Annotated in this window: 17 protein-coding genes; 9 read left to right on the top strand and 8 right to left on the bottom strand. The window is 31.3% G+C overall.

Annotated elements, in window-relative coordinates; translation table 11 throughout:
* Positions 1 to 18: 18 nt before the first annotated feature.
* From ABJD66_RS10670 to ABJD66_RS10680, 3 genes are read right to left on the bottom strand one after another with little or no spacing between them, the layout of a single operon-like run.
* The gene (locus tag ABJD66_RS10670; protein WP_100894060.1) at positions 19 to 756 is read right to left on the bottom strand and encodes a metal ABC transporter ATP-binding protein; all 738 of its coding nucleotides are present in this window, start codon (positions 754 to 756) and stop codon (positions 19 to 21) included.
* Positions 757 to 762: 6 nt separating this feature from the next.
* Positions 763 to 1686, bottom strand: coding sequence for a zinc ABC transporter substrate-binding protein (locus ABJD66_RS10675; RefSeq protein ID WP_348131297.1), 924 nt, complete (start codon positions 1684 to 1686; stop codon positions 763 to 765).
* 8 nt (positions 1687 to 1694) lie between these two features.
* Positions 1695 to 2351 (bottom strand): metal-dependent transcriptional regulator, encoded by a 657-nt coding sequence (locus tag ABJD66_RS10680; RefSeq protein ID WP_100894062.1) that lies wholly within the window; start codon positions 2349 to 2351, stop codon positions 1695 to 1697.
* A 79-nt stretch (positions 2352 to 2430) separates the two neighbouring features.
* Between ABJD66_RS10680 and ABJD66_RS10685 the strand changes: the two genes are divergently transcribed.
* From ABJD66_RS10685 to ABJD66_RS10695, 3 genes are read left to right on the top strand one after another with little or no spacing between them, the layout of a single operon-like run.
* The gene (locus tag ABJD66_RS10685; protein ID WP_348131301.1) at positions 2431 to 4725 is read left to right on the top strand and encodes a TonB-dependent receptor; all 2295 of its coding nucleotides are present in this window, start codon (positions 2431 to 2433) and stop codon (positions 4723 to 4725) included.
* 5 nt (positions 4726 to 4730) lie between these two features.
* Positions 4731 to 5210, top strand: a complete 480-nt coding sequence (locus ABJD66_RS10690; RefSeq protein ID WP_348131304.1) for a thioredoxin family protein — start codon at positions 4731 to 4733, stop codon at positions 5208 to 5210.
* 53 nt (positions 5211 to 5263) lie between these two features.
* Positions 5264 to 6259, top strand: coding sequence for a hypothetical protein (locus tag ABJD66_RS10695; RefSeq protein WP_348131307.1), 996 nt, complete (start codon positions 5264 to 5266; stop codon positions 6257 to 6259).
* Between the two features lie 5 nt (positions 6260 to 6264).
* On the opposite strand, the gene ABJD66_RS10700 is transcribed toward ABJD66_RS10695, so the two are convergent.
* Positions 6265 to 7239: a polyprenyl synthetase family protein gene (locus tag ABJD66_RS10700; RefSeq protein WP_348131310.1), complete on the bottom strand. Its 975-nt coding sequence runs from the start codon at positions 7237 to 7239 to the stop codon at positions 6265 to 6267.
* A 144-nt stretch (positions 7240 to 7383) separates the two neighbouring features.
* On the opposite strand from ABJD66_RS10700, the gene ABJD66_RS10705 reads away from it, so the two are divergent.
* From ABJD66_RS10705 to ABJD66_RS10720, 4 genes are read left to right on the top strand one after another with little or no spacing between them, the layout of a single operon-like run.
* The gene (locus ABJD66_RS10705) at positions 7384 to 7989 is read left to right on the top strand and encodes a TetR/AcrR family transcriptional regulator (RefSeq protein WP_100894067.1); all 606 of its coding nucleotides are present in this window, start codon (positions 7384 to 7386) and stop codon (positions 7987 to 7989) included.
* Positions 7990 to 9324, top strand: a complete 1335-nt coding sequence (locus ABJD66_RS10710; protein ID WP_348131313.1) for a TolC family protein — start codon at positions 7990 to 7992, stop codon at positions 9322 to 9324.
* 31 nt (positions 9325 to 9355) lie between these two features.
* Positions 9356 to 10522 (top strand): efflux RND transporter periplasmic adaptor subunit, encoded by a 1167-nt coding sequence (locus ABJD66_RS10715; RefSeq protein ID WP_348131316.1) that lies wholly within the window; start codon positions 9356 to 9358, stop codon positions 10520 to 10522.
* Positions 10523 to 10526: 4 nt separating this feature from the next.
* On the top strand, positions 10527 to 13985 hold the full coding sequence (locus tag ABJD66_RS10720; RefSeq protein ID WP_348131319.1) for an efflux RND transporter permease subunit: 3459 nt from the start codon (positions 10527 to 10529) through the stop codon (positions 13983 to 13985).
* A gap of 87 nt (positions 13986 to 14072) precedes the next feature.
* Here ABJD66_RS10720 and ABJD66_RS10725 read toward each other — a convergent pair whose 3' ends face one another.
* Positions 14073 to 14273 (bottom strand): hypothetical protein, encoded by a 201-nt coding sequence (locus tag ABJD66_RS10725; RefSeq protein WP_100894071.1) that lies wholly within the window; start codon positions 14271 to 14273, stop codon positions 14073 to 14075.
* 12 nt (positions 14274 to 14285) lie between these two features.
* Positions 14286 to 14867, bottom strand: a complete 582-nt coding sequence (locus ABJD66_RS10730) for a MarC family protein (RefSeq protein ID WP_100894072.1) — start codon at positions 14865 to 14867, stop codon at positions 14286 to 14288.
* Positions 14868 to 14990: 123 nt separating this feature from the next.
* Between ABJD66_RS10730 and ABJD66_RS10735 the strand changes: the two genes are divergently transcribed.
* The gene (locus ABJD66_RS10735; RefSeq protein WP_100894073.1) at positions 14991 to 15578 is read left to right on the top strand and encodes a DUF3109 family protein; all 588 of its coding nucleotides are present in this window, start codon (positions 14991 to 14993) and stop codon (positions 15576 to 15578) included.
* On the opposite strand, the gene ABJD66_RS10740 is transcribed toward ABJD66_RS10735, so the two are convergent.
* A complete protein-coding gene (locus ABJD66_RS10740; RefSeq protein ID WP_348131329.1) occupies positions 15558 to 17381 on the bottom strand; it encodes a tetratricopeptide repeat protein in 1824 nt (607 codons plus the stop codon). The two genes, ABJD66_RS10735 and ABJD66_RS10740, sit on opposite strands and share 21 nt — an antisense overlap.
* A gap of 150 nt (positions 17382 to 17531) precedes the next feature.
* Positions 17532 to 18266, bottom strand: a complete 735-nt coding sequence (locus ABJD66_RS10745; protein WP_100894075.1) for a LytTR family DNA-binding domain-containing protein — start codon at positions 18264 to 18266, stop codon at positions 17532 to 17534.
* A 240-nt stretch (positions 18267 to 18506) separates the two neighbouring features.
* Here ABJD66_RS10745 and ABJD66_RS10750 point away from each other — a divergent pair, with 240 nt between their 5' ends.
* The gene (locus ABJD66_RS10750; protein ID WP_303540202.1) at positions 18507 to 18662 is read left to right on the top strand and encodes a hypothetical protein; all 156 of its coding nucleotides are present in this window, start codon (positions 18507 to 18509) and stop codon (positions 18660 to 18662) included.
* Positions 18663 to 19231: the final 569 nt, after the last annotated feature.

The raw sequence follows: 19231 nt of genomic DNA on the forward strand, positions 1-19231 counted from the left end.
AATTGTTTTGTCTAGAGTTTACTCTTGCACACTTACTTTATAGTTTATACCATAAGTTTTGGTTAAATTTCCATCATTAAAAATATCTTTAACCGGACCAGTTGCTATTTTTTTCACATTTAAAAACGTAACCCAATCAAAATATTCGGGTACAGTTTGTAAATCATGGTGTACTACAATTAGTGTTTTTCCGGCTTTGCGCAGTTCTTTTAAAATATTAATGATAGCTTTTTCTGTAGTAGCATCTACGCCCTGAAAAGGCTCATCCATTAAATAAATACTTGCATTTTGCACTAATGCTCTAGCTAAAAATATACGTTGTTGTTGTCCGCCACTAAGCTGGCTAATTTGTCTAGATTTAAAAGACAACATACCTACTTTTTCTAAAGCTTCTAATGCCGCCTTTTTTTCTTTTTGCCCAGGTCTTTTAATCCAACCTAAACTGCCATAAGTTCCCATCATTACAACATCTAAAGCTGTGGTAGGAAAATCCCAATCTACACTGCCCTTTTGCGGCACGTAAGCAACCTCTTTAAATTGTTTTTTATAGGGTTTTCCAAAAATTTTTACGCTACCTGCAATAGGCTTAATAATTCCTAAAATAGATTTTATTAAGGTAGATTTACCAGCTCCGTTTGGCCCAACAATTGCCATAAGCACACCTTCTGGTATTGCCAAATCTATATCCCACAAAACTGGTTTATAGTTATAGGCAACCGTAAGGTCATCTACCGTAATGGCATAGTTTGTTTCCATAAATTATTATTTTAAGGCATTTACAATTGTTGTTACATTGTACTTAAACATTCCTAAATAAGTACCTTCTACAGTGCCTTTATCTCCTAGCGCATCAGAATACAACGTACCACCAATAGTTACATTATGGTTTTTAGATTGTACTGATGCTTGTAGAGCTTCTATAGTTCTTTTAGGAACAGAAGTCTCTACAAAAATAGCTTTCACTTTATTGTCTATTATAAATTTAGATAATTCTTGTACATCTTGCACACCAGCTTCTGTTGCCGTAGAAATGCCCTGCAAGCCAACAACATTAAAGCCATAAGATTTTCCAAAGTAATTAAACGCGTCATGAGCAGTAACCAAAATTCTTTTTTCTTTTGAAAGCTGACTAATTGTTTCTCTTAAATCTAAATCTAACTTTGTTAATTTTTCTAAATATGCTTTGCTATTCTCTTCGTAAACACCAGCGTTTTTAGGATCTAATTTTTTAAGCTCGTTTGTTACGTAAGCTGTTATTTGTTTCCAAAATGTAACATTAAACCAAATGTGCGGGTCGTAATTAGAAGCAAAATATTCTGAGCCAATAAGTTCTTTTTTATCTAAAGCATCAGAAACAGCAACCGTTTTTTTACCTGTATGTTCCATTTTTTCAAATACCTCTACCAACTTACCTTCTAAATGTAAACCTCCATAAAAAACAATATCAGCTTCAACTAATTTTGTAACATCACCTTCACTAGCCTTATATAGGTGCGGATCTACACCACTACCCATTAAACCAACAACATTAATAGCATCACCACCAATATTGTATAACAAATCTGTAATCATTGTAGTTGTTGTAACTACATTTAATTTTCCGTTTTTAGTTTTTTTAGCATCTGTTTTACACGCAAACAAACTAAGTATTACCGCTCCTACTATTATGTATGTTATCTTTTTCATTTAAATATTTATTCTGTTACCTGCACAAATAAATTAGACGCAATTTGGTTAGACACGTTAAAGCTATTAGCATTAATTTTTAACTGAAAAGAACCATCAAAATCCTCTTTATCTATTACCTCTATTACATCTCCTAATGCAATTTTATTTTTATCTAAAAACTTTAAAAACTGACTTGAAGAATCTTTTACCCCAACACAAATACCTTTATCTTTTATAGAAAGCTCACTCAAAAGTTTTTTATCTATCACTTTAAAATTACCATTCTTGTCTGGTATAGGATCTCCGTGTGGATCATATTTAGGATAATCTAAAAGCTTATCTAGTTTATCTATTAATTTTTCGCTCTCTATATGTTCTAACTGTTCCGCTACCTCATGTACTTCATCCCAAGAAAAGTCTAATTTTTCTACCAAAAAAACCTCCCATAACCTATGCTTTCTAATAATAGACAAAGCCATAGATTTACCAGTATCTGTTAATGAAACTCCTTTGTATTTTTTATAATTTACCAGGTTTTTTTCTGATAATTTTTTAATCATATCTGTAACAGAAGATGGTTTAGTTTCCATCTGCTCTGCAATAGCGTTAGTAGAAATATCATTAACTCCTCCCTTACCAATGTGAAAAATTGCTTTTAAATAATTTTCCTCAGAATGCGTCATCAATTTTAATTTTTACCAAAAATACATTTTTATTATTAAAAACAAATTTTTAGATTTGTCTAAAAATTTGTTTAACCTGATGAAAAAAATATTTTTACTCATTTTACTCGCGTCTTATTTCATTAATGCTCAAGATTTTGAATTAAAAGGAACAATAAGCAACCAAAATAAACCCATACCTTTTGCTACCATACAGGTTAAAGAGCTTAAGCAAGGGGCAGTATCTGACAAAAACGGATATTACAACATAAGTTTACCAAATGGCACTTATACTTTAATATGCAAAAGTATTGGGTTTAGAACTTTAGAAAAACAGGTAACACTAACTAAAAACACCACACTAAACTTAAATTTAAAAGAAGATGTTTTAGGCTTAGATCAAGTAGTTGTTACTGGCACAAAAACCGAAAAAAGAAGAACAGATTCTCCAGTAATTGTAAATCTTATTAACAGCAAAACCTTAGATAATGCTGTAGCTACCAACTTATCTGAAGGATTGCGTTTTCAGCCAGGCTTAAGAGTAGAAACAGATTGCCAAACTTGTAATTACACACAATTACGTATGAACGGGTTACAAGGTGGTTATTCTCAAATACTAATTAATGGCAGGCCAATATTTAGTCCTTTGACTGGTTTGTACGGTATGGAGCAAATTCCGGTAAATATGATAGAAAGAATTGAAGTGGTTAGAGGCGGTGTTTCTGCACTTTATGGGTCTAGCGCTATTGGTGGCACGGTTAACGTAATTACCAAAATACCTATTAAAAACGAATACAACTTAACCTATACATACCAGAGTATAAATAAAAATGCGTCTGATAATATTTTGCTTGGCAACGCTACTGTAGTTAATGAAGACAGAACTGCAGGCGCAACGTTTTTTATTAACAAAAGAGATAGAAATACGTATGATGATAATGGAGATAATTACTCTGAATTACCTAGCCTAAAGAATAATTCTTTTGGAGCTAACCTATTTTATTTACCATCTGATAACGAAAAGATAGAAGCTAGTATAAGCAGTATTTACGAGTACAGATATGGAGGAGAACAAGTAGATAAAGCGGCACACTTAGCAAAACAATCTGAAGAACGCACACATAATGTTTTAATGGGTAGTGTAGATTATCAAATAAATTTTAATGAGGATAAAAATAGTTTTATTGCCTACTACGGCGGACAAATTACAGATAGGGACCACTATACTGGTATAATTCCTGACGATGAAGATGAACTAAACTCATTTTTAGCAAACCCTCCCTACGGTACCTCTAAAGTAGAAACCCACCAAATAGGTGTGCAACTAAACCATAAAGTAGATTCGTTTATTGGCGGAAAAGCAATTTTTACTTTTGGCACCGAATATGTTTATGATGACGTATTGGATGTTATAGAAGCTTATAACTACAAAATAGATCAGACCACAAGAAACTGGGGTGCATTTTTACAAAATGATTGGGATATTAGTCCTAAAATTAATTTTTTATCTGGGATAAGAATAGACAAACATAACCTGTTAGATAATGTAATTGCTAGCCCTAGACTATCTTTATTATATAAAATGAATAAAGAATCACAGTTTAGATTAGGCTGGGGAACCGGATTTAGAGCCCCACAAGCATTTGACACTGATTTACACATTGCTTTTGCAGGAGGAGGAATTTCTAGAATTTCTTTGTCTGATAGTTTATTTGAAGAACGCTCTAACAGCTACACAACTTCTTTTAATTATGACAAAGCTACAGAGCATATAATTGCAGGTTTTACTGTAGAAGGTTTTTACACTAAATTAAATGATGCCTTTTACCTTTTTCCATTAGGAGAAGATAATTTTGGCGAATTATTTGAAAAAAGAAACGGAGATGGGGCAGTTGTAAAAGGAGTTACACTAGAAACAAGAGCTAATTTTGATTATGTTTTTCAGGTAGATGCAGGCTTTACGTTACAATCTAGTAAATTTACAGAGGCAGTAGAAAATATTGAAGGCTTAGCTACTAAAAAGGAGTTTCTAAGAACACCTAACACGTATGGCTATGCAAACTTTACTTATACACCTACTAAAAAGTTTAGTGCATCTGCTAATTTAATTTATACAGAAAGTATGGATATTGCTCATTTTGGAGGAGAAAATACTGGTCAACTAATAGATGAATACAAAGAAACTTCGTCTTTTTTAGAAACAAGTTTAAGACTAGGGTATACTTTTACAGCATCAAAATTAAATGCAAACATGGAGTTGTTTAGTGGTGTAAAAAATATTACAAATGCTTATCAAAATGATTTTGACACAGGAAAAAACAGAGATAGCAACTATGTTTATGGTCCGTCTTTACCAAGAACCATTTTTGTAGGATTAAGAATAAAAAGCTTGTAATTAAAATGAAATCACATTGCAAAAAAACAATTATTTGCTTGTTAATTGGCTATATAAACTGTGGCAATTTATCAGCACAAAATAATGAGATAAACTGGTTAAGTTTTAACCAGCTTGAAGACTCTTTATCCATAAAACCCAAAAAGGTTTTTATACATTTTTATGCAGAGTGGTGTAGTTTATGCAATAAAATGGATCGCAAAGCATATAAAGACCCTTCTGTAATTAGCAAATTAAATAAAGAGTATTATGCGGTAAAAATGAATATAGAGTCTACAGAAAAAATAACATTTGGAGGCACAATTTATGAGAATAAAAACGCAAAAAAGGTAAACGCTATTCATCAAATACCACTTTTAATGGCTAGCCGTAAAAACAAACCTTTTTCATTACCCGCAACCGTTATTCTAGACGATACTTTTACCGCCACTGCAAGGTATTTTCAATATTTAAATGCTAAACAACTTTTAAAAACAATAGAATAACAAGTTATTCCGTTTACAAAATGTAACTTTTATTACATTTACAAAAAAAAACTATGAAAAACCTTGTCTGTTTTTTTACCCTACTGTTTTGCGCTATCACAATTAGCGCGCAACAAGAACAAGACACCACTTTTACCATTAACAAAAGCCAAGATTACAAACTACTGTTTTCTGCAAACAAAAATGATCATATACATTTAAGCTTAAAAGCTAAAGGAAAAGGTGATATAGTTTACACCATTAGTCCATATAAAGATGTAAAAACAGCAACGTTTAAAACTTTAGGTAAAAAAGCAAATTACTGGTTACAAGCTCCCGGTAAGGATGTATACCAATTAATTATAAAAAGTAGCAATAATAAAGACTCTAAAGTAAGCTTAAAATTTAAAGTAGATTCGTTTAACAAACAAGCACCAGAAATAGCTTATAAAGAAGTTGCAGACACAACTTATACTGCACCAATAAAAACAGATACAGAGGTTACCAAACTAAAAACTATTTCTTTACAACAAGATAATTTTTACTTAAACAGCAGGTCTAACGACTTATTAAAAGGTGGAAAAAGCAGGGTTCTAGTTCCTATTGCATTACCTAAAAACACAGTGTCTTGGTACTATGTTTTTAGCGCTTCTAGAGAAGAACAAGATATTAAAAACACCATAAAAAGCTTTGGTTTGGCCTCTACACTATCTAATTATATAGATACAGAAAATTCTTTTTCTGGCGCTGTAGAAAATTTAAATCCACCTCCAGGAGCTAACATTTGCGACATTTATTTATTGAATGAAGAAAATGCTTTACTTTTTAAACAAAAAGAAGATTACGTACCCTATTTATTTGGGTCTAGAGAAAACTATAAGTCTGGCATTGTAAACGTAACAGATACTACCAAAGGCACATTTTATTTAGGACTTAATAATCCAGATAATATTTACGGCATACACATAGGCATAGAGGTTATTTGCATTGTAGAACAGGAGAAAACCATACAACAAATGCTTAGTAAACCAATAATATCAATTAACAGCGTACCTTATTTAGTAGATTAAAAAAATTACACTTTTCTAGTCATTAACCACAATCCAAATTGTTTTAACGCTTCTTTTTTATCCAAAGAAACGTCTAACTTTTCTAGAACAGAAAATGCTTTATTAGTGTACTCTTCTATAGCTTGCTTAGTAGCAACATCTGCCTTAGACTCCACAAAAATAGCTTTAACAGTTGCTACTTTATCATTGTTATTTGTTGGTTGTATAGAAAAAAGCTGATCTAATGAGTTCTGTTCTGCTTTAGAAGACAGTTCTAATGCTTTAAGGTATAAGTATGTTTTTTTGTTTTCAATTATATCACCACCCACTTGTTTACCAAATGTCTTTGGGTCGCCAAAAGCATCTAAATAATCGTCTTGCAACTGAAAAGCAATACCTAGGTTTTTACCAAAATCGTAAATTAAATCTTCATTCTGCACAGTAGTTCTAGCAATAACAGCTCCCATTTTCATAGCAGCAGCAACCAAAACAGCAGTTTTATACTCAATCATTTTTAAGTATTCTGGTATAGTAACATCATCTCTAGTTTCAAAATCAACATCATATTGTTGACCTTCGCAAACTTGCAAAGCTGTTATACTAAAAAGAGAATTTAGCTTTTTATATTGGTCACCTTCATATGTTTCTAAAAACCTATATGCTTCAATTAGCATTGCATCACCAGATAATATACCAGTATTTATATCCCATTTCTCATGAACCGTTTCTTTACCTCTACGCAAAGGAGCATCATCCATAATATCATCATGAACTAAAGAAAAATTATGAAAAACCTCAACAGCCATAGCAGCAGAAATAGCCTCTTTATAATCTACTCCAAAAATATCTGCAGACATTAGTGCTAATATTGGACGCAACCGTTTACCTCCTAAATTTAAAATATATGTTATTGGTTGGTATAAATTTTTAGGCTCTTTATCTATTGCTATTTTACTTAATTCTTTTAAAAAAGAGTCTCTATACTGGTCAATGGAATGCATCTATAATTTTTTTTCAAAAATACATGAAATACTTTTTAAGCAATTATAAATGTAACATTCATTTTAAACTTAAGTTAAGTAATCTTAAAACTATGGAAACTTTTTTTGTTTTCTAAGTTTCCTAACTTATCTTTGCGGCTTATTATGAAAGAAAAAATTTTAGAAAAAGCTACAGATTTATTCTTAAACCTAGGTTTTAAGAGTGTTACTATGGATGACCTTGCTAATGAATTAGGAATGTCTAAAAAAACCATATACTCACATTTTGACAATAAAACCAAGTTAATAGAAGAAAGTACTCTCCAATTATTTAATTCTATATCTACAGGAATAAACAAAATATGTTCTTTAGATATAAATCCAATTGAAGAATTATACGAGATAAGAAAGTTTGTAGTATCAAACTTAAAAGATGAAAAATCTTCTCCTATATATCAATTACAAAAATACTATCCAAAAATACATAAATCATTAAAACAAAGACAGTTTGCTGCTATGCATGACTGTGTTATTGTAAATATTGAAAAAGGAATTGAGCAAGGACTTTATAGAAAAAATTTGGACATAGAATTTATTTCAAGAATATATTTTTCTGGAATGACAGCTATTAAGGACGATGACTTTTTTCCGCCAGAGCAATTTTCTAAAATAAAATTAATGGACAATTATTTAGAGTATCATATAAGAGGAATAGTTACAACAAAAGGAAAAAAAGTATTAACAGATATTATCAAATCAAATCAATCATAAATGAGAAGGAGTTTAACATTATTACTTTTGCTTTTAGGCATACAAATGAGTTTTTCGCAAGACAAGCCCACGAGTTTTACGCTACAAGAAGCAATTAATTACGCATTGCAGCACAACTACAGTGCAATTAATGCAGAGAGGGATATAGAAGATGCACAAAAGCAAAAGTGGGAGACTATTGCTAGTGGTTTACCACAAATAAACGGTGCAATTAGCTATCAAAATCAATTAAAACAACCAGTATCATTAATTCCTGGAGAATTGGCTGGTGGAGCGCCAGGAACTTTTATTCCTGTTGTTTTTGGTCAAAAGCAATCTACTAGTGCAACAGCAACTTTAAGTCAGCAAATTTTTGATGGTTCATACATTGTTGGCGTACAGGCAACTAAAACATTTATAGACTACAGTGCAAACAGCAAAGAAAAAACAGCCTTAGAGGTTCGTAAATCTGTTGTGGAAGCATACGGAAATGTTCTTTTAGCAGAAGAAAGCACATCTATCTTAGAAAAAAATAAAGCTGCTTTAGAAAAAAACCTTAACGAAACACAAAAGATTTTTGAAAATGGCTTAACAGAAGAAGAAAATGTTGAGCAATTACAAATTACTTTATCATCTGTTACCAACCAGCTAAAAAATGCTATTAGGTTAAAAAAAATAACAGTACAAATGCTAAACTTAGTTATGGGCTTAGAGCTAGACAACCCTACTAAATTAGCTGAAGACTTAGACATTTTAACAGAAAAACAAATAGACTTTAAGTTACTAGAAAGCGACTTAGTTTTAGAAAACAATGTAGATTACAAAATGGCTCTTAACTTAAACGAGCAACGTACTTTAGAGCTTAAGTTAGAAAAAAGTAAAGCACTACCTAAATTAAATGCTTTTATAAACTTTGGATACACTGCATATAGTGAAGACTTTGATTTTTTAAAGAAAGAAACAGATTGGTTTAACTCTTCTATTTTAGGGTTTGATTTAAACATCCCTATTTTTAGTTCTTTACGTAGAAGTGCATCTACACAACGTGCAAAAATTGCATTAGAAAAAGCTAAAACACAAAAAACTGAAGCAGAAGAATCTCTACGCCTTAGTTGGGAAAACGCTAAAAGCGAATACATTTTAGCTATAGAGCAATACCAAACAAATAAAGAAAATTTAGGTTTAGCAGAACGCATAGAACAAAAAAATCAAGTTAAGTATTTTGAAGGTTTAGCAACAAGTTTTGAGCTAAGACAAGCACAAACACAATTGTATGCTGTACAGCAAGAGTATTTGCAATCTATGATAGACGTAATTAATAAAAAAACAGCTTTAGAATTAATTCTAAACAACTAACCCCAACACAACAATTTGTAATACAAACAATATGAAAAAAATATTCTACATACTAACACTTACAGCACTTGTAACTGCTTGCGAAGACAAAAACACATCTGTAGAGAGTATTATTGCTACAAAAGATATAGAAAAAATAAGAGAAAAAAAGGCAACCGTTTCAGAAGAGCATAAAGCTTTAGAAAAGCAAATGGTTATGTTAGATTCTGCTATTGCTGTTATACAAGGAAACAAAAACTTACCTTTAATAAGCACACTAACTACAAAGACAAAAGTTTTTAATCATTTTTTAGAGTTACAAGGTAATGTACAAACAAAACAAAACGTTTTAATTTACCCAGAAATGGCAGGTACTTTACAAAGAGTATATGTTAAAGAAGGGCAAAAAGTAAGTAAAGGACAAATACTTGCCACTATAGATGATGGTGGTATGAGCAGCCAACTTGCACAGTTAAAAACACAAGCAGAATTAGCTAAAACTACTTTTGAAAGACAGCAAAGACTTTGGGAGCAAAAAATAGGGTCTGAAATACAGTACTTACAGGCAAAAACTAATTATGAAGCTCAAGTAAATGCTATTAAACAAGCAGAAAGCCAATTAGGAAAATCTAGTATAAGAGCTCCTTTTACAGGTATCATAGACAATGTTATTAAAGAACAAGGTACTGTTGTTGCACCTGGTATGGGATCTGAAGTTTTTAGAATTGTAAACTTATCTAATATGTATTTAGATGTAGAGGTACCAGAAACCTACATTAAGAGCATAAAAAATGGAAAAGAAGCCGTTGTTTATTTTCCAATTTTAAATGATAGTGTTACTACTAAAATTAGACAAACAGGCAACTTTATTAACCCTAGTAACAGATCTTTTTCTGTAGAAATTTCTGTTCCTAATAAAAATGGGAACATAAAACCTAATTTAACGGCTAAAGTTAGACTTAATGACTACACCAACAATGAGGCTATTTTAATACCGCAAAGTGTAATCTCAGAAAATGCTAACGGAGAGCAATATGTTTATGTAGCAGAAAAAACTGAAGACAATTACGCAACTGCAAAAAAGAAAATAATTACAACTGGTAAAAGCCAAGGTCCGTTAATAGAAGTTATTTCTGGATTAGCAGCTAATGAGCACGTAATTAAAGAAGGTGCAAGAACGGTTAAAGACGGACAAAAAGTTGAAATTTTAAATCAATAATTCCATGAGCAAAATACAAAAAAACGCCGACAAGGAATTTAAAATATCCTCATGGGCAATAGATAACCCTTCGGTTATTTATGTACTTATTGGACTATTTTTATGGATAGGACTCTCTGCATACTTAGCTATGCCAAGAGAAGATTTTCCGGAGGTAATAGAAACTAAAATATACATTAGCACACCATATCCTGGTAACACTGCTGAAGATATAGAACGTTTAATTACAGATCCTTTAGAAGATAAAATAAAGAACGTAAGTAACGTTGTAGAATTTACATCTACCTCTCAAGAAGATTATGCTATGATTGTAGTAGAGTTTGATGAAGGTATAAGTGTACAAGAAGCTAAACAAAAAATTAAGGACGAAGTAGATGCCGAGAAAGCTAGTGAAGACTGGCCTACATTTAATGGCGCTAAAGTAGAGCCTAATGTTTTTGACCTTAACTTATCTGAAGAAATGCCAATCATGAATATTAACTTTACAGGAGATTATCCTGTAGAAAAGTTAAAAGATTTTGCAGAGTATTTACAAGATGAAGTAGAAGATTTATCTGAAATTAAAAAGGCAGACATACGTGGTGCCCAAGAAAAAGAGGTAGAAATTGCGGTAGACATTTATAAAATGATGGCTGCTAAAATTAGTTTTGATGATGTTTTAAATACCATTAGAGGTGGCAATGTTACAATGTCTGCTGGTAATTTAAAAACAGAAGAACAAAGAAGAACTATACGTATTTTAGGAGAAGTAAAAGACCCGCAATTACTAAACAACTTTGTTGTTAAGTCTGAAAATGGTGCTACGTACCTTAGAGACATTGCAGAAATTACTTTTTCTGAAGAAGATAAAACTACCTATGCCAGAGAGTTTGGAGAAAGCGTAGTAATGTTAGATGTTAAAAAAAGAGCCGGACAAAACTCAATTTCTGCATCAGACCAAATTAAAGAGATTGTTAAAAAGGCAAAAAAAGAGTATTATCCGCCAGATTTAAAAATTTCTATTGCTAATGATTCTTCTACTAAAACCTTAAACCAAGTAGACGATCTTGTAAACAACATCATATTTGGTATTATACTAGTTGTAACAGTTTTAATGTTCTTTTTAGGATTTAGAAACGCACTATTTGTTGGTTTTGCCATTCCTATGTCTATGTTTATGTCTTTTATGATATTATCTTGGCTAGGCTATACCCTAAACACAATGATTCTTTTTGGAATGATTATGGGACTTGGTATGCTTGTAGATAATGGTATTGTGGTTGTAGAAAACGTGTACCGTTTAATGGATGAAGGCTTATCTAAAGTTGAAGCTGCCAAAAAAGGTGTTGGTGAAATTGCTTTCCCAATTATAGTATCTACACTTACTACAGTAGCGGCCTTTGTTCCTTTAGGTTTATGGCCGGGTGTAATGGGACAGTTTATGAAGTTTTTCCCTATCACATTATCAGTTGTATTAGGATCTTCATTACTGGTTGCTATATTAATGAACTCTATGCTAGTTTCTAAATTTATGGAGCTAGGCGAAAAAGAACTTACCGTTAAACAACTAGTACGTTTAAGTATTATTCTTGGTGGTTTTGGTATATTGATATTAGTTTTTGGTGGCGTAATGAGAGGTTTAGGCTCTGTTATGCTTATTACTGCTGTAATGTTCTGGGCGTACAAATATTTCATTAAAAAATGGGCAATTCGTTTTCAAAAAAACACAATGGTTAAGTTTGAAAACTGGTACGAGCGCAGATTAAAACACGCCTTAAGAGGTGGTAACGTATACTGGTATGTATCTATAACCTTTGTTCTTTTAATTGTTGTATTTATGCTTTTTGGTATGTCTGTTGACAGTAAAAGAACCAAAATAGAATTTTTCCCAGACAATATACCAAATGAAATATCTGTGTACGTAGAATACCCAGAAGGTACATCTATTGAGAAAACAAATGCTATAACTAAGGTTATAGAAAAAAGAGTTTATGAAATTTTAGATGATGACATATACAAACACGATGGAGAAAACTTTATTGTAGATTCTGCCGTATCACAAGTTGGTGAAGGTGCTGGTAACCCACAAACCGATGGTGGTTCTGCTGCAGAAATGCCGCATAAAGGTAAAATAACAGTAAACTTTAGCGAGTTTAAATTTAGGAGAGGAATTAACACAGAAGAAATACGTGCAAAAGTGCAAAAAGCATTAAGCGGTATTTATCCAGGCGTAAACATATCTGTAGAAAAAGACTCAAATGGCCCACCTGCTGGTTACCCTATTAACATTGAGTTAGAGGGCAAAGATTACAATGAACTTATTGCTACTGCAGAAAGCGTTAAAAACTTTATTAATACCAAAAACATAGCTGGTATAGAAGAAATAAAGATTGATGTTAATAAGAGTAAACCATCTATGGAGGTAGTTGTAGACCGCGAAAAAGCTGGTGAATTAGGAGTCTCTGTTGGTCAAGTTGGTAACCAATTGCGTAGAGCCTTATTTGGCGAAAAAGCAGGAGTTTACAAAGAAGATGGTGACGATTATGACATTAATGTTCGTTTTAATGAAGATTTACGTTACAATACAAATGCATTATTTAATCAGAATATAATTTTTAGAGATCCATCAAACGGACAAATAAAAGAAATTCCGGTTTCTGCTGTTGCCTCTATGCAAAACACTTCTGGTTTTAGCGCTATTAAACATAGAGATAATGAGCGCGTAGTAACTATTTACTCTGGCTTAGAACCTGGTTTTACAGATGCTGCTGCAATTGTAGATGAGATACAAAAAGAAATGGAGGATTACAAAGGCAAACCTTCTACCGTAAAAATAGATTATACCGGTCAAATTGAAGAGCAAAACAAACAAATGAAGTTTCTTGTTAGTGCGTTCTTTTCTGGTTTAGGTTTAATTATGCTAATCTTAATATTTCAGTTTGGCGGTATTTCTAAACCAATAATTATAATGATAGCTATTTTCTTAAGCTTTATTGGAGTATTTGGTGGATTAATGATTACTGGCTGGTCTTTTGTTATTATGATGACAATGATGGGGATTATATCCTTAGCAGGTATTGTGGTAAACAACGGTGTAGTACTGTTAGATTACACACAAATACTTATAGATCGTAAAAAAGTAAAGCTTGGCTTAGATGAAAAAGAAGTATTATCTAGAGAAGAAGCTACAGAAGCAATTGTAACTGGCGGTAAAGCAAGGTTAAGACCCGTAATTTTAACAGCTGTTACTACTGTACTTGGTTTAATACCACTAGCTATTGGTTTAAATATAGATTTCTTTGCTTTATTCTCAGAATTTAATCCACACATATACATAGGTGGTGATAATGTAATTTTCTGGGGACCGCTAGCTTGGACCGTTATATTTGGACTAATGGTAGCTACATTTTTAACCCTTATAATTGTACCTGCATTATTTGATATTACATACAGGTTAAAAATAAGATTCTACAAAAAACCATAAACACATAAAAAGTAGAATAACATATAGTAATAAAAAAAAGGCGCTAATTAAATAGCGCCTTTCTTTTTTTAAAACTTTACACAAAAGTTATTCTTTTATTTTTTCTTGTATCTTTTTAGAGATCATAAAAATCACCAACAAAACAATAGCACATAAAGCTGCAACAATACAGATAAGTGCAATAGTGCTTGGGCCATTAAGAGGATCATCAAAATCTATCTGAGTTACATTATACCCAATTAGCAATCCTGCTATTAAAAACAAGATTATAAATATTACTTTATTCATTTTAACTTCTATTTAAAAGAGTTCATTAATATTTGCTGCAAATAGTTTTACCGCTATTGCCAGCAAAATTACACCAAAAACTTTTCTAATAACACTTAATCCGCTTTTTCCTAGTACTCTTTCTATTTTTTTAGAAGACTTTAACACTATATAAACAAATAAGATATTTATTAAGATAGCTACAATTATATTTTGAACGTGATACTCTGCACGTAAAGACAATAAAGACGTCATTGTACCCGCTCCTGCAATTAAAGGAAATGCTATTGGCACAATAGAAGCTGTTTCTGGCTCATCATCCTTATAAAGTGTTATACCCAATATCATTTCTATGGCCATAAAAAAGATAATAAAAGAGCCCGCCACAGCAAAAGAGTTTACATCTATACCAATAAGGTTTAAAATTTCTTCCCCTACAAACAAAAATGCAACCATAATTAAAGTTGCTACTAAAGATGCTTTTTCAGACTGTATATGACCTACTTTTGCCCTTAAAGTAATAATTATTGGTATGCTACCAATAATATCTATTACCGCAAAAAGAATCATACTTGCTGTTACTATCTCTTTAAAATCAAAAAAACTAGAAGACATAATTTTACTTTTTTTAAAAATCGGTGCAAACTTACACTTTATAAAACGGTTTTAAATTACTAAAATTAAAAATAACAGCTTATTAACGTTAAAAAAGTATCTTTGCACTTTTATAATACGCATATGTTTCAAATAGGAAAAACCATAGTATCTGAAGAAATTATAGACAACGATTTTGTCTGTAACTTAACGGCCTGCAAAGGCGCATGTTGTATTGATGGTGATGCAGGTGCACCACTAGAAGACAAAGAGACAGAGATTTTAGTAGATATTTACCAAGATGTAAAACCGTTTTTAAGAGCAGAAGGTATTGCCGCCATTGAGGAGCAAGGTGCTTTTGTAAAAGGTGAAGATGGTGAGTGGGAAACTCCGCTTGTAAATGGTAGCGAGTGTGCTTATGTTGTTTTTTCTGATAACGGAACTGCAAAATGTGGTTTAGAAGATGCTTACAACGAAGGCATTACCAGCTGGAAAAAACCTGTGTCTTGTCACTTATACCCAGTTAGAACAAGAGAATATACAGAATTTACTGGCGTTAACTACCATAAGTGGGAGATTTGCGACCCAGCTTGCTCTTTAGGAGAAGAGTTAAAGGTTCCTGTTTACAAATTTGTAAAAGAAGCCCTAGTTCGTAAATTTGGAGAAGAGTGGTATAGTGAGCTAGAGTTAGTTGCCCAAGAGTATACTAAGTTAAATAATGGGAATAGTTAATGTAACTTCTGTTCCCATAGCATTGCCTTCTTCATCTACCAGGTCAACAAAAACTACTTTAAAAGAATTTAAATAATCTTTAGAGAAGTTTTTAAGTCGCTCTTTAGTAATATTTATACCTAAGGATTTTCTTTTTAAAACCTTAGCTTCTTTTATTTTTTCTGATGCTGCCCTACCTATACCATTATCTGTAATACTAATAACTACAAACTCTTCATTTTGTTTTGAGATATGAAGGTCAATTTTTTTTAGTCCTTGCTTAGATGATAATCCGTGCCATAAAGCATTTTCTAAAAACGGCTGAAGAATTAATGATGGTATTTTTATTTGGTTTAACTCTACATCCCTATCCACATCTATAGTAAAATCTATTTTATTAGAAAAACGGATGTTTTCAATATGCATATACAAATTAACCGTTTCTAACTCATCCTCTAAAGATATTTCCTTTAAAGAAGATGCTTCAAGTATTTTACGTACTAGTTTAGAAAACTTATTTAGGTAATGTACTGCATTCTTTTTTTCGTTATTAATAATATATAACTTAATAGAGTTTAATGAATTGAATAAAAAATGCGGATTCATTTGACTACGTAGCATTGTTTGCTCCAATGTCAACATTTTTTTATCACTAGTTAATTGGTTTTGCTTGTAAAAAACAAATAAGATCACCGCTAACAACACTAAAGAAATACCTATAATTAGTAAGGTTGCCCTATTTTTCTTTAACTTAAGTTTTACTATTTCATTATCTTTTCTAAGATTTTCTATCTCGTTATTAATTTTTTCGTTCTCGTATCTTAAAATAACATCGTTAGCATAGCGTATATTTCTTGTACTACTAATTTGCTTTTCTAGCTCTATTGCCGTTTTATAATACGTTAAGGCCTTTGCATGATTACCTTTTAACTGCTCTAACTGAGATAGTCTTTTAGTACCTAAAGCTGTAATTCTTGGTATTCCTTGCTTTTTACCTATTTCTATACTTCTGGCTATATGCTTTTCTGCTTTATCAATAGCATTTAATTGCATATAAGCCCAGCCAACATTAGCCTCTACAAAAGCTGTTATAAACTTATCCTTTAACAATTTAGCTTTAGTTAAAGCTGGCAACAACAAGGCTATTGCTTCCTTAGGTTTGTTTTGTTTTAAATAAATTTGGGCAATACTATTATTACAAATTATTCTGCCTTTATCAGAATTTACCTGGTTGTTGTATGATAAAGATATTTTATACCTCTCTAAAGCCTCATCTAACTTGCCTTGCTGTTCTAAAGCTTCTCCTATATTTTGGTTATTTATAGCTAAGCCTATCATATTACCTAGCTCTTTTTCTATTTTTAAAGAAGTTTCAAATCTATTTATAGCTAAATTATATTGCTCTAAACTATGATATAGGTTACCTATACTATTTAAAGATACATTTATACTACGTTTTAATTCATCACTGGGCTCCTTTACACTTTCTGCCAGCTCTAGTGCTTGCTGGTTATAATCTAAAGCTGTACGTATGGCATCTATTTTTCTATAATCTACACCTAACATATTTAAACTATAGACTTTAAACTCTAAATCATCTGCCTCCCTAGACGCTTCTAATCCTTTTTTGTGTAACTCTATTGCCTTGCTATATTGAGACAAATTCCTGTAAGCACTACCTAATTGATTGTACCCATAAGCTAACCCAATAAAATAATTACTTTTTTCTGATTGTTTTGTAAAGTAGCGCAGCAAAAGAGTATCTCTTTTATAGGCTCTTACCACAGTGTTTATTTCATGGTACGACTGAGGTTTTAACAGCACCAAACTATCAATCCTTTTTTTCGCCTTCTCCTGTATGTCTTGGGCTAACAAATTAAAACAACACAAACATATACTGCATACCAAAAGCCTCTGCAGAGCTTGTATAAAAAATAATATTAATTTGTTCTTCAACTTTAAAATCATAGAAAATTAAAGTAAGTCTAAAAAATTAGATTTTTTCTGCCTAGAAACCGGAATTCTATCATCAGATTGCAACACAATGTAACCATCTGTTTTAATAAACTCTTTAACTTTATTAATATTAACTATATATGAGTTGTGAACCCTAAAAAAGTTCTCTAGAGTCAGTATTTCTTCAACTTCTTTTAATTTTTTTGTAAGCACAACTTTATTTCCGTCATCCAAGTATAAAGTACTATAGTTACCATCAGATTCTGCATACATAATTTCATCGCTATTTAAAAATATTAGCTTACCATCTGTATTTAATGTTATCCTCTTATTAGATTTGTTAGAATTAAAACCCACTAACAATTGCTCTAAACGTTCTATAGTACCATTTTTATTACTAAATTTTTTAATTTTAGTAATAGTATCATTTAAATCATCAGTATCTATAGGTTTTAAAAGGTAATCTATAGCTTCATTTTTAAGCGCTTTAATTGCGTATTGGTTATAAGCTGTGGTTATTATAATAGGAAAATCTCTTTCTTTTACTTTTTGCATAAATTGAAACCCATCCATAATAGGCATTTCAATATCTAAAAACACACAATCTGGAGTATTAGCCTCCAAATAATTAAGTGCCTCATAAGGATCTGTAAAAGAAGCAACCACTTTAATTTCGTCACTAAAGTTGGTTAACTCCCAAGTTAAGCTCTGTATGGCTTTTATTTCATCGTCTATTACAACTGCTTCTAACATACTAAAAATTTAAGAGTAGTAAATGTACAATACTATGTTTAAAAGAAAATTATTAATGTGTGTTTGGTATGATTTTAAGTATTAATTACCTAAAAATAGGTACAGAACATACAAACCACACAGTTTTTAACGCCATTTATACATTGTTAACCTATAGATTACTAAATGATTATAAATTAGCAGTGTATTAGATGTGAGTAATAAAACTAAAAAAAGTGAACTAAAAAGGATTACGTTATTATGAAGAAGTGCATTTTCATGTTTAGTCTGTTAGTAATTACAATAGTTATTGCTGCTATAATAGAAAACAGTAAAAAAATAAAAAAAGAACAAGAGACTACTTTAACAGAAACTAATAACAATTTAGATTCTTTAATAGCAAATACAACAAAATAAAAAGTATATATAATTTTATGACACCACCAAACTAAGAGTTTACGATTCTATAGGATGTGTATTAATAAACAGAATACACAACTGCATTATGCAGCCTGTTTTAATTTAAGAGTTAAGTGATTTTTATTGCAAATGATTTAAAGGTTTCGGGGGGAACTACCTGAATCATAAAATATTTCATTTTTGTTTTTATTAAAACCGGAATCGTAAAGTTTGGTGCGTCATAAACCGCTACTTCACTAACAAACAACACTTATAAATAATATACTTTTTGGTTTATTTTTTTACTTCGTTTTTCAGTTTTAAAAACTAAAAAAACATATAAATTCTTCAAAGGCAATAAACATCACTAGCGAGCACACATGTCAACAATTGGTGTTAAAAACTTATAACTTAAAACCCATAAAAGCCCTTTACCATGTGGCTACATTTTACAATCTTTGTAGTCCCCCAAGGTTTAAGGATCAATTCTCCTTAAAATTTATAAAACAGTTATAATCCAGATTAAAATTATGTCAACAGCAATAGAACCTATTTTAGTGAAAAACGAAGTAAAAAAATAAACCAAA

The sequence above is a fragment of the Cellulophaga sp. genome, assembly GCF_039943695.1.
GTDB lineage: Bacteria > Bacteroidota > Bacteroidia > Flavobacteriales > Flavobacteriaceae > Cellulophaga.

Bases quoted from the DNA above. Each gene is read 5' to 3' on its own strand.
- ABJD66_RS10745 (WP_100894075.1), bottom strand. From the start codon at position 18,266: ATGTTAGAAGCAGTTGTAATAGACGATGAAATAAAAGCCATACAGAGC.
- ABJD66_RS10720 (WP_348131319.1), top strand. From the start codon at position 10,527: ATGAGCAAAATACAAAAAAACGCCGACAAGGAATTTAAAATATCCTCA.
- ABJD66_RS10700 (WP_348131310.1), bottom strand. From the start codon at position 7,239: ATGCATTCCATTGACCAGTATAGAGACTCTTTTTTAAAAGAATTAAGT.
- ABJD66_RS10730 (WP_100894072.1), bottom strand. From the start codon at position 14,867: ATGTCTTCTAGTTTTTTTGATTTTAAAGAGATAGTAACAGCAAGTATG.
- ABJD66_RS10685 (WP_348131301.1), top strand. From the start codon at position 2,431: ATGAAAAAAATATTTTTACTCATTTTACTCGCGTCTTATTTCATTAAT.
- ABJD66_RS10680 (WP_100894062.1), bottom strand. From the start codon at position 2,351: ATGACGCATTCTGAGGAAAATTATTTAAAAGCAATTTTTCACATTGGT.
- ABJD66_RS10690 (WP_348131304.1), top strand. From the start codon at position 4,731: ATGAAATCACATTGCAAAAAAACAATTATTTGCTTGTTAATTGGCTAT.
- ABJD66_RS10705 (WP_100894067.1), top strand. From the start codon at position 7,384: ATGAAAGAAAAAATTTTAGAAAAAGCTACAGATTTATTCTTAAACCTA.
- ABJD66_RS10735 (WP_100894073.1), top strand. From the start codon at position 14,991: ATGTTTCAAATAGGAAAAACCATAGTATCTGAAGAAATTATAGACAAC.
- ABJD66_RS10725 (WP_100894071.1), bottom strand. From the start codon at position 14,273: ATGAATAAAGTAATATTTATAATCTTGTTTTTAATAGCAGGATTGCTA.
- ABJD66_RS10710 (WP_348131313.1), top strand. From the start codon at position 7,990: ATGAGAAGGAGTTTAACATTATTACTTTTGCTTTTAGGCATACAAATG.
- ABJD66_RS10670 (WP_100894060.1), bottom strand. From the start codon at position 756: ATGGAAACAAACTATGCCATTACGGTAGATGACCTTACGGTTGCCTAT.
- ABJD66_RS10695 (WP_348131307.1), top strand. From the start codon at position 5,264: ATGAAAAACCTTGTCTGTTTTTTTACCCTACTGTTTTGCGCTATCACA.
- ABJD66_RS10675 (WP_348131297.1), bottom strand. From the start codon at position 1,686: ATGAAAAAGATAACATACATAATAGTAGGAGCGGTAATACTTAGTTTG.
- ABJD66_RS10715 (WP_348131316.1), top strand. From the start codon at position 9,356: ATGAAAAAAATATTCTACATACTAACACTTACAGCACTTGTAACTGCT.
- ABJD66_RS10750 (WP_303540202.1), top strand. From the start codon at position 18,507: ATGAAGAAGTGCATTTTCATGTTTAGTCTGTTAGTAATTACAATAGTT.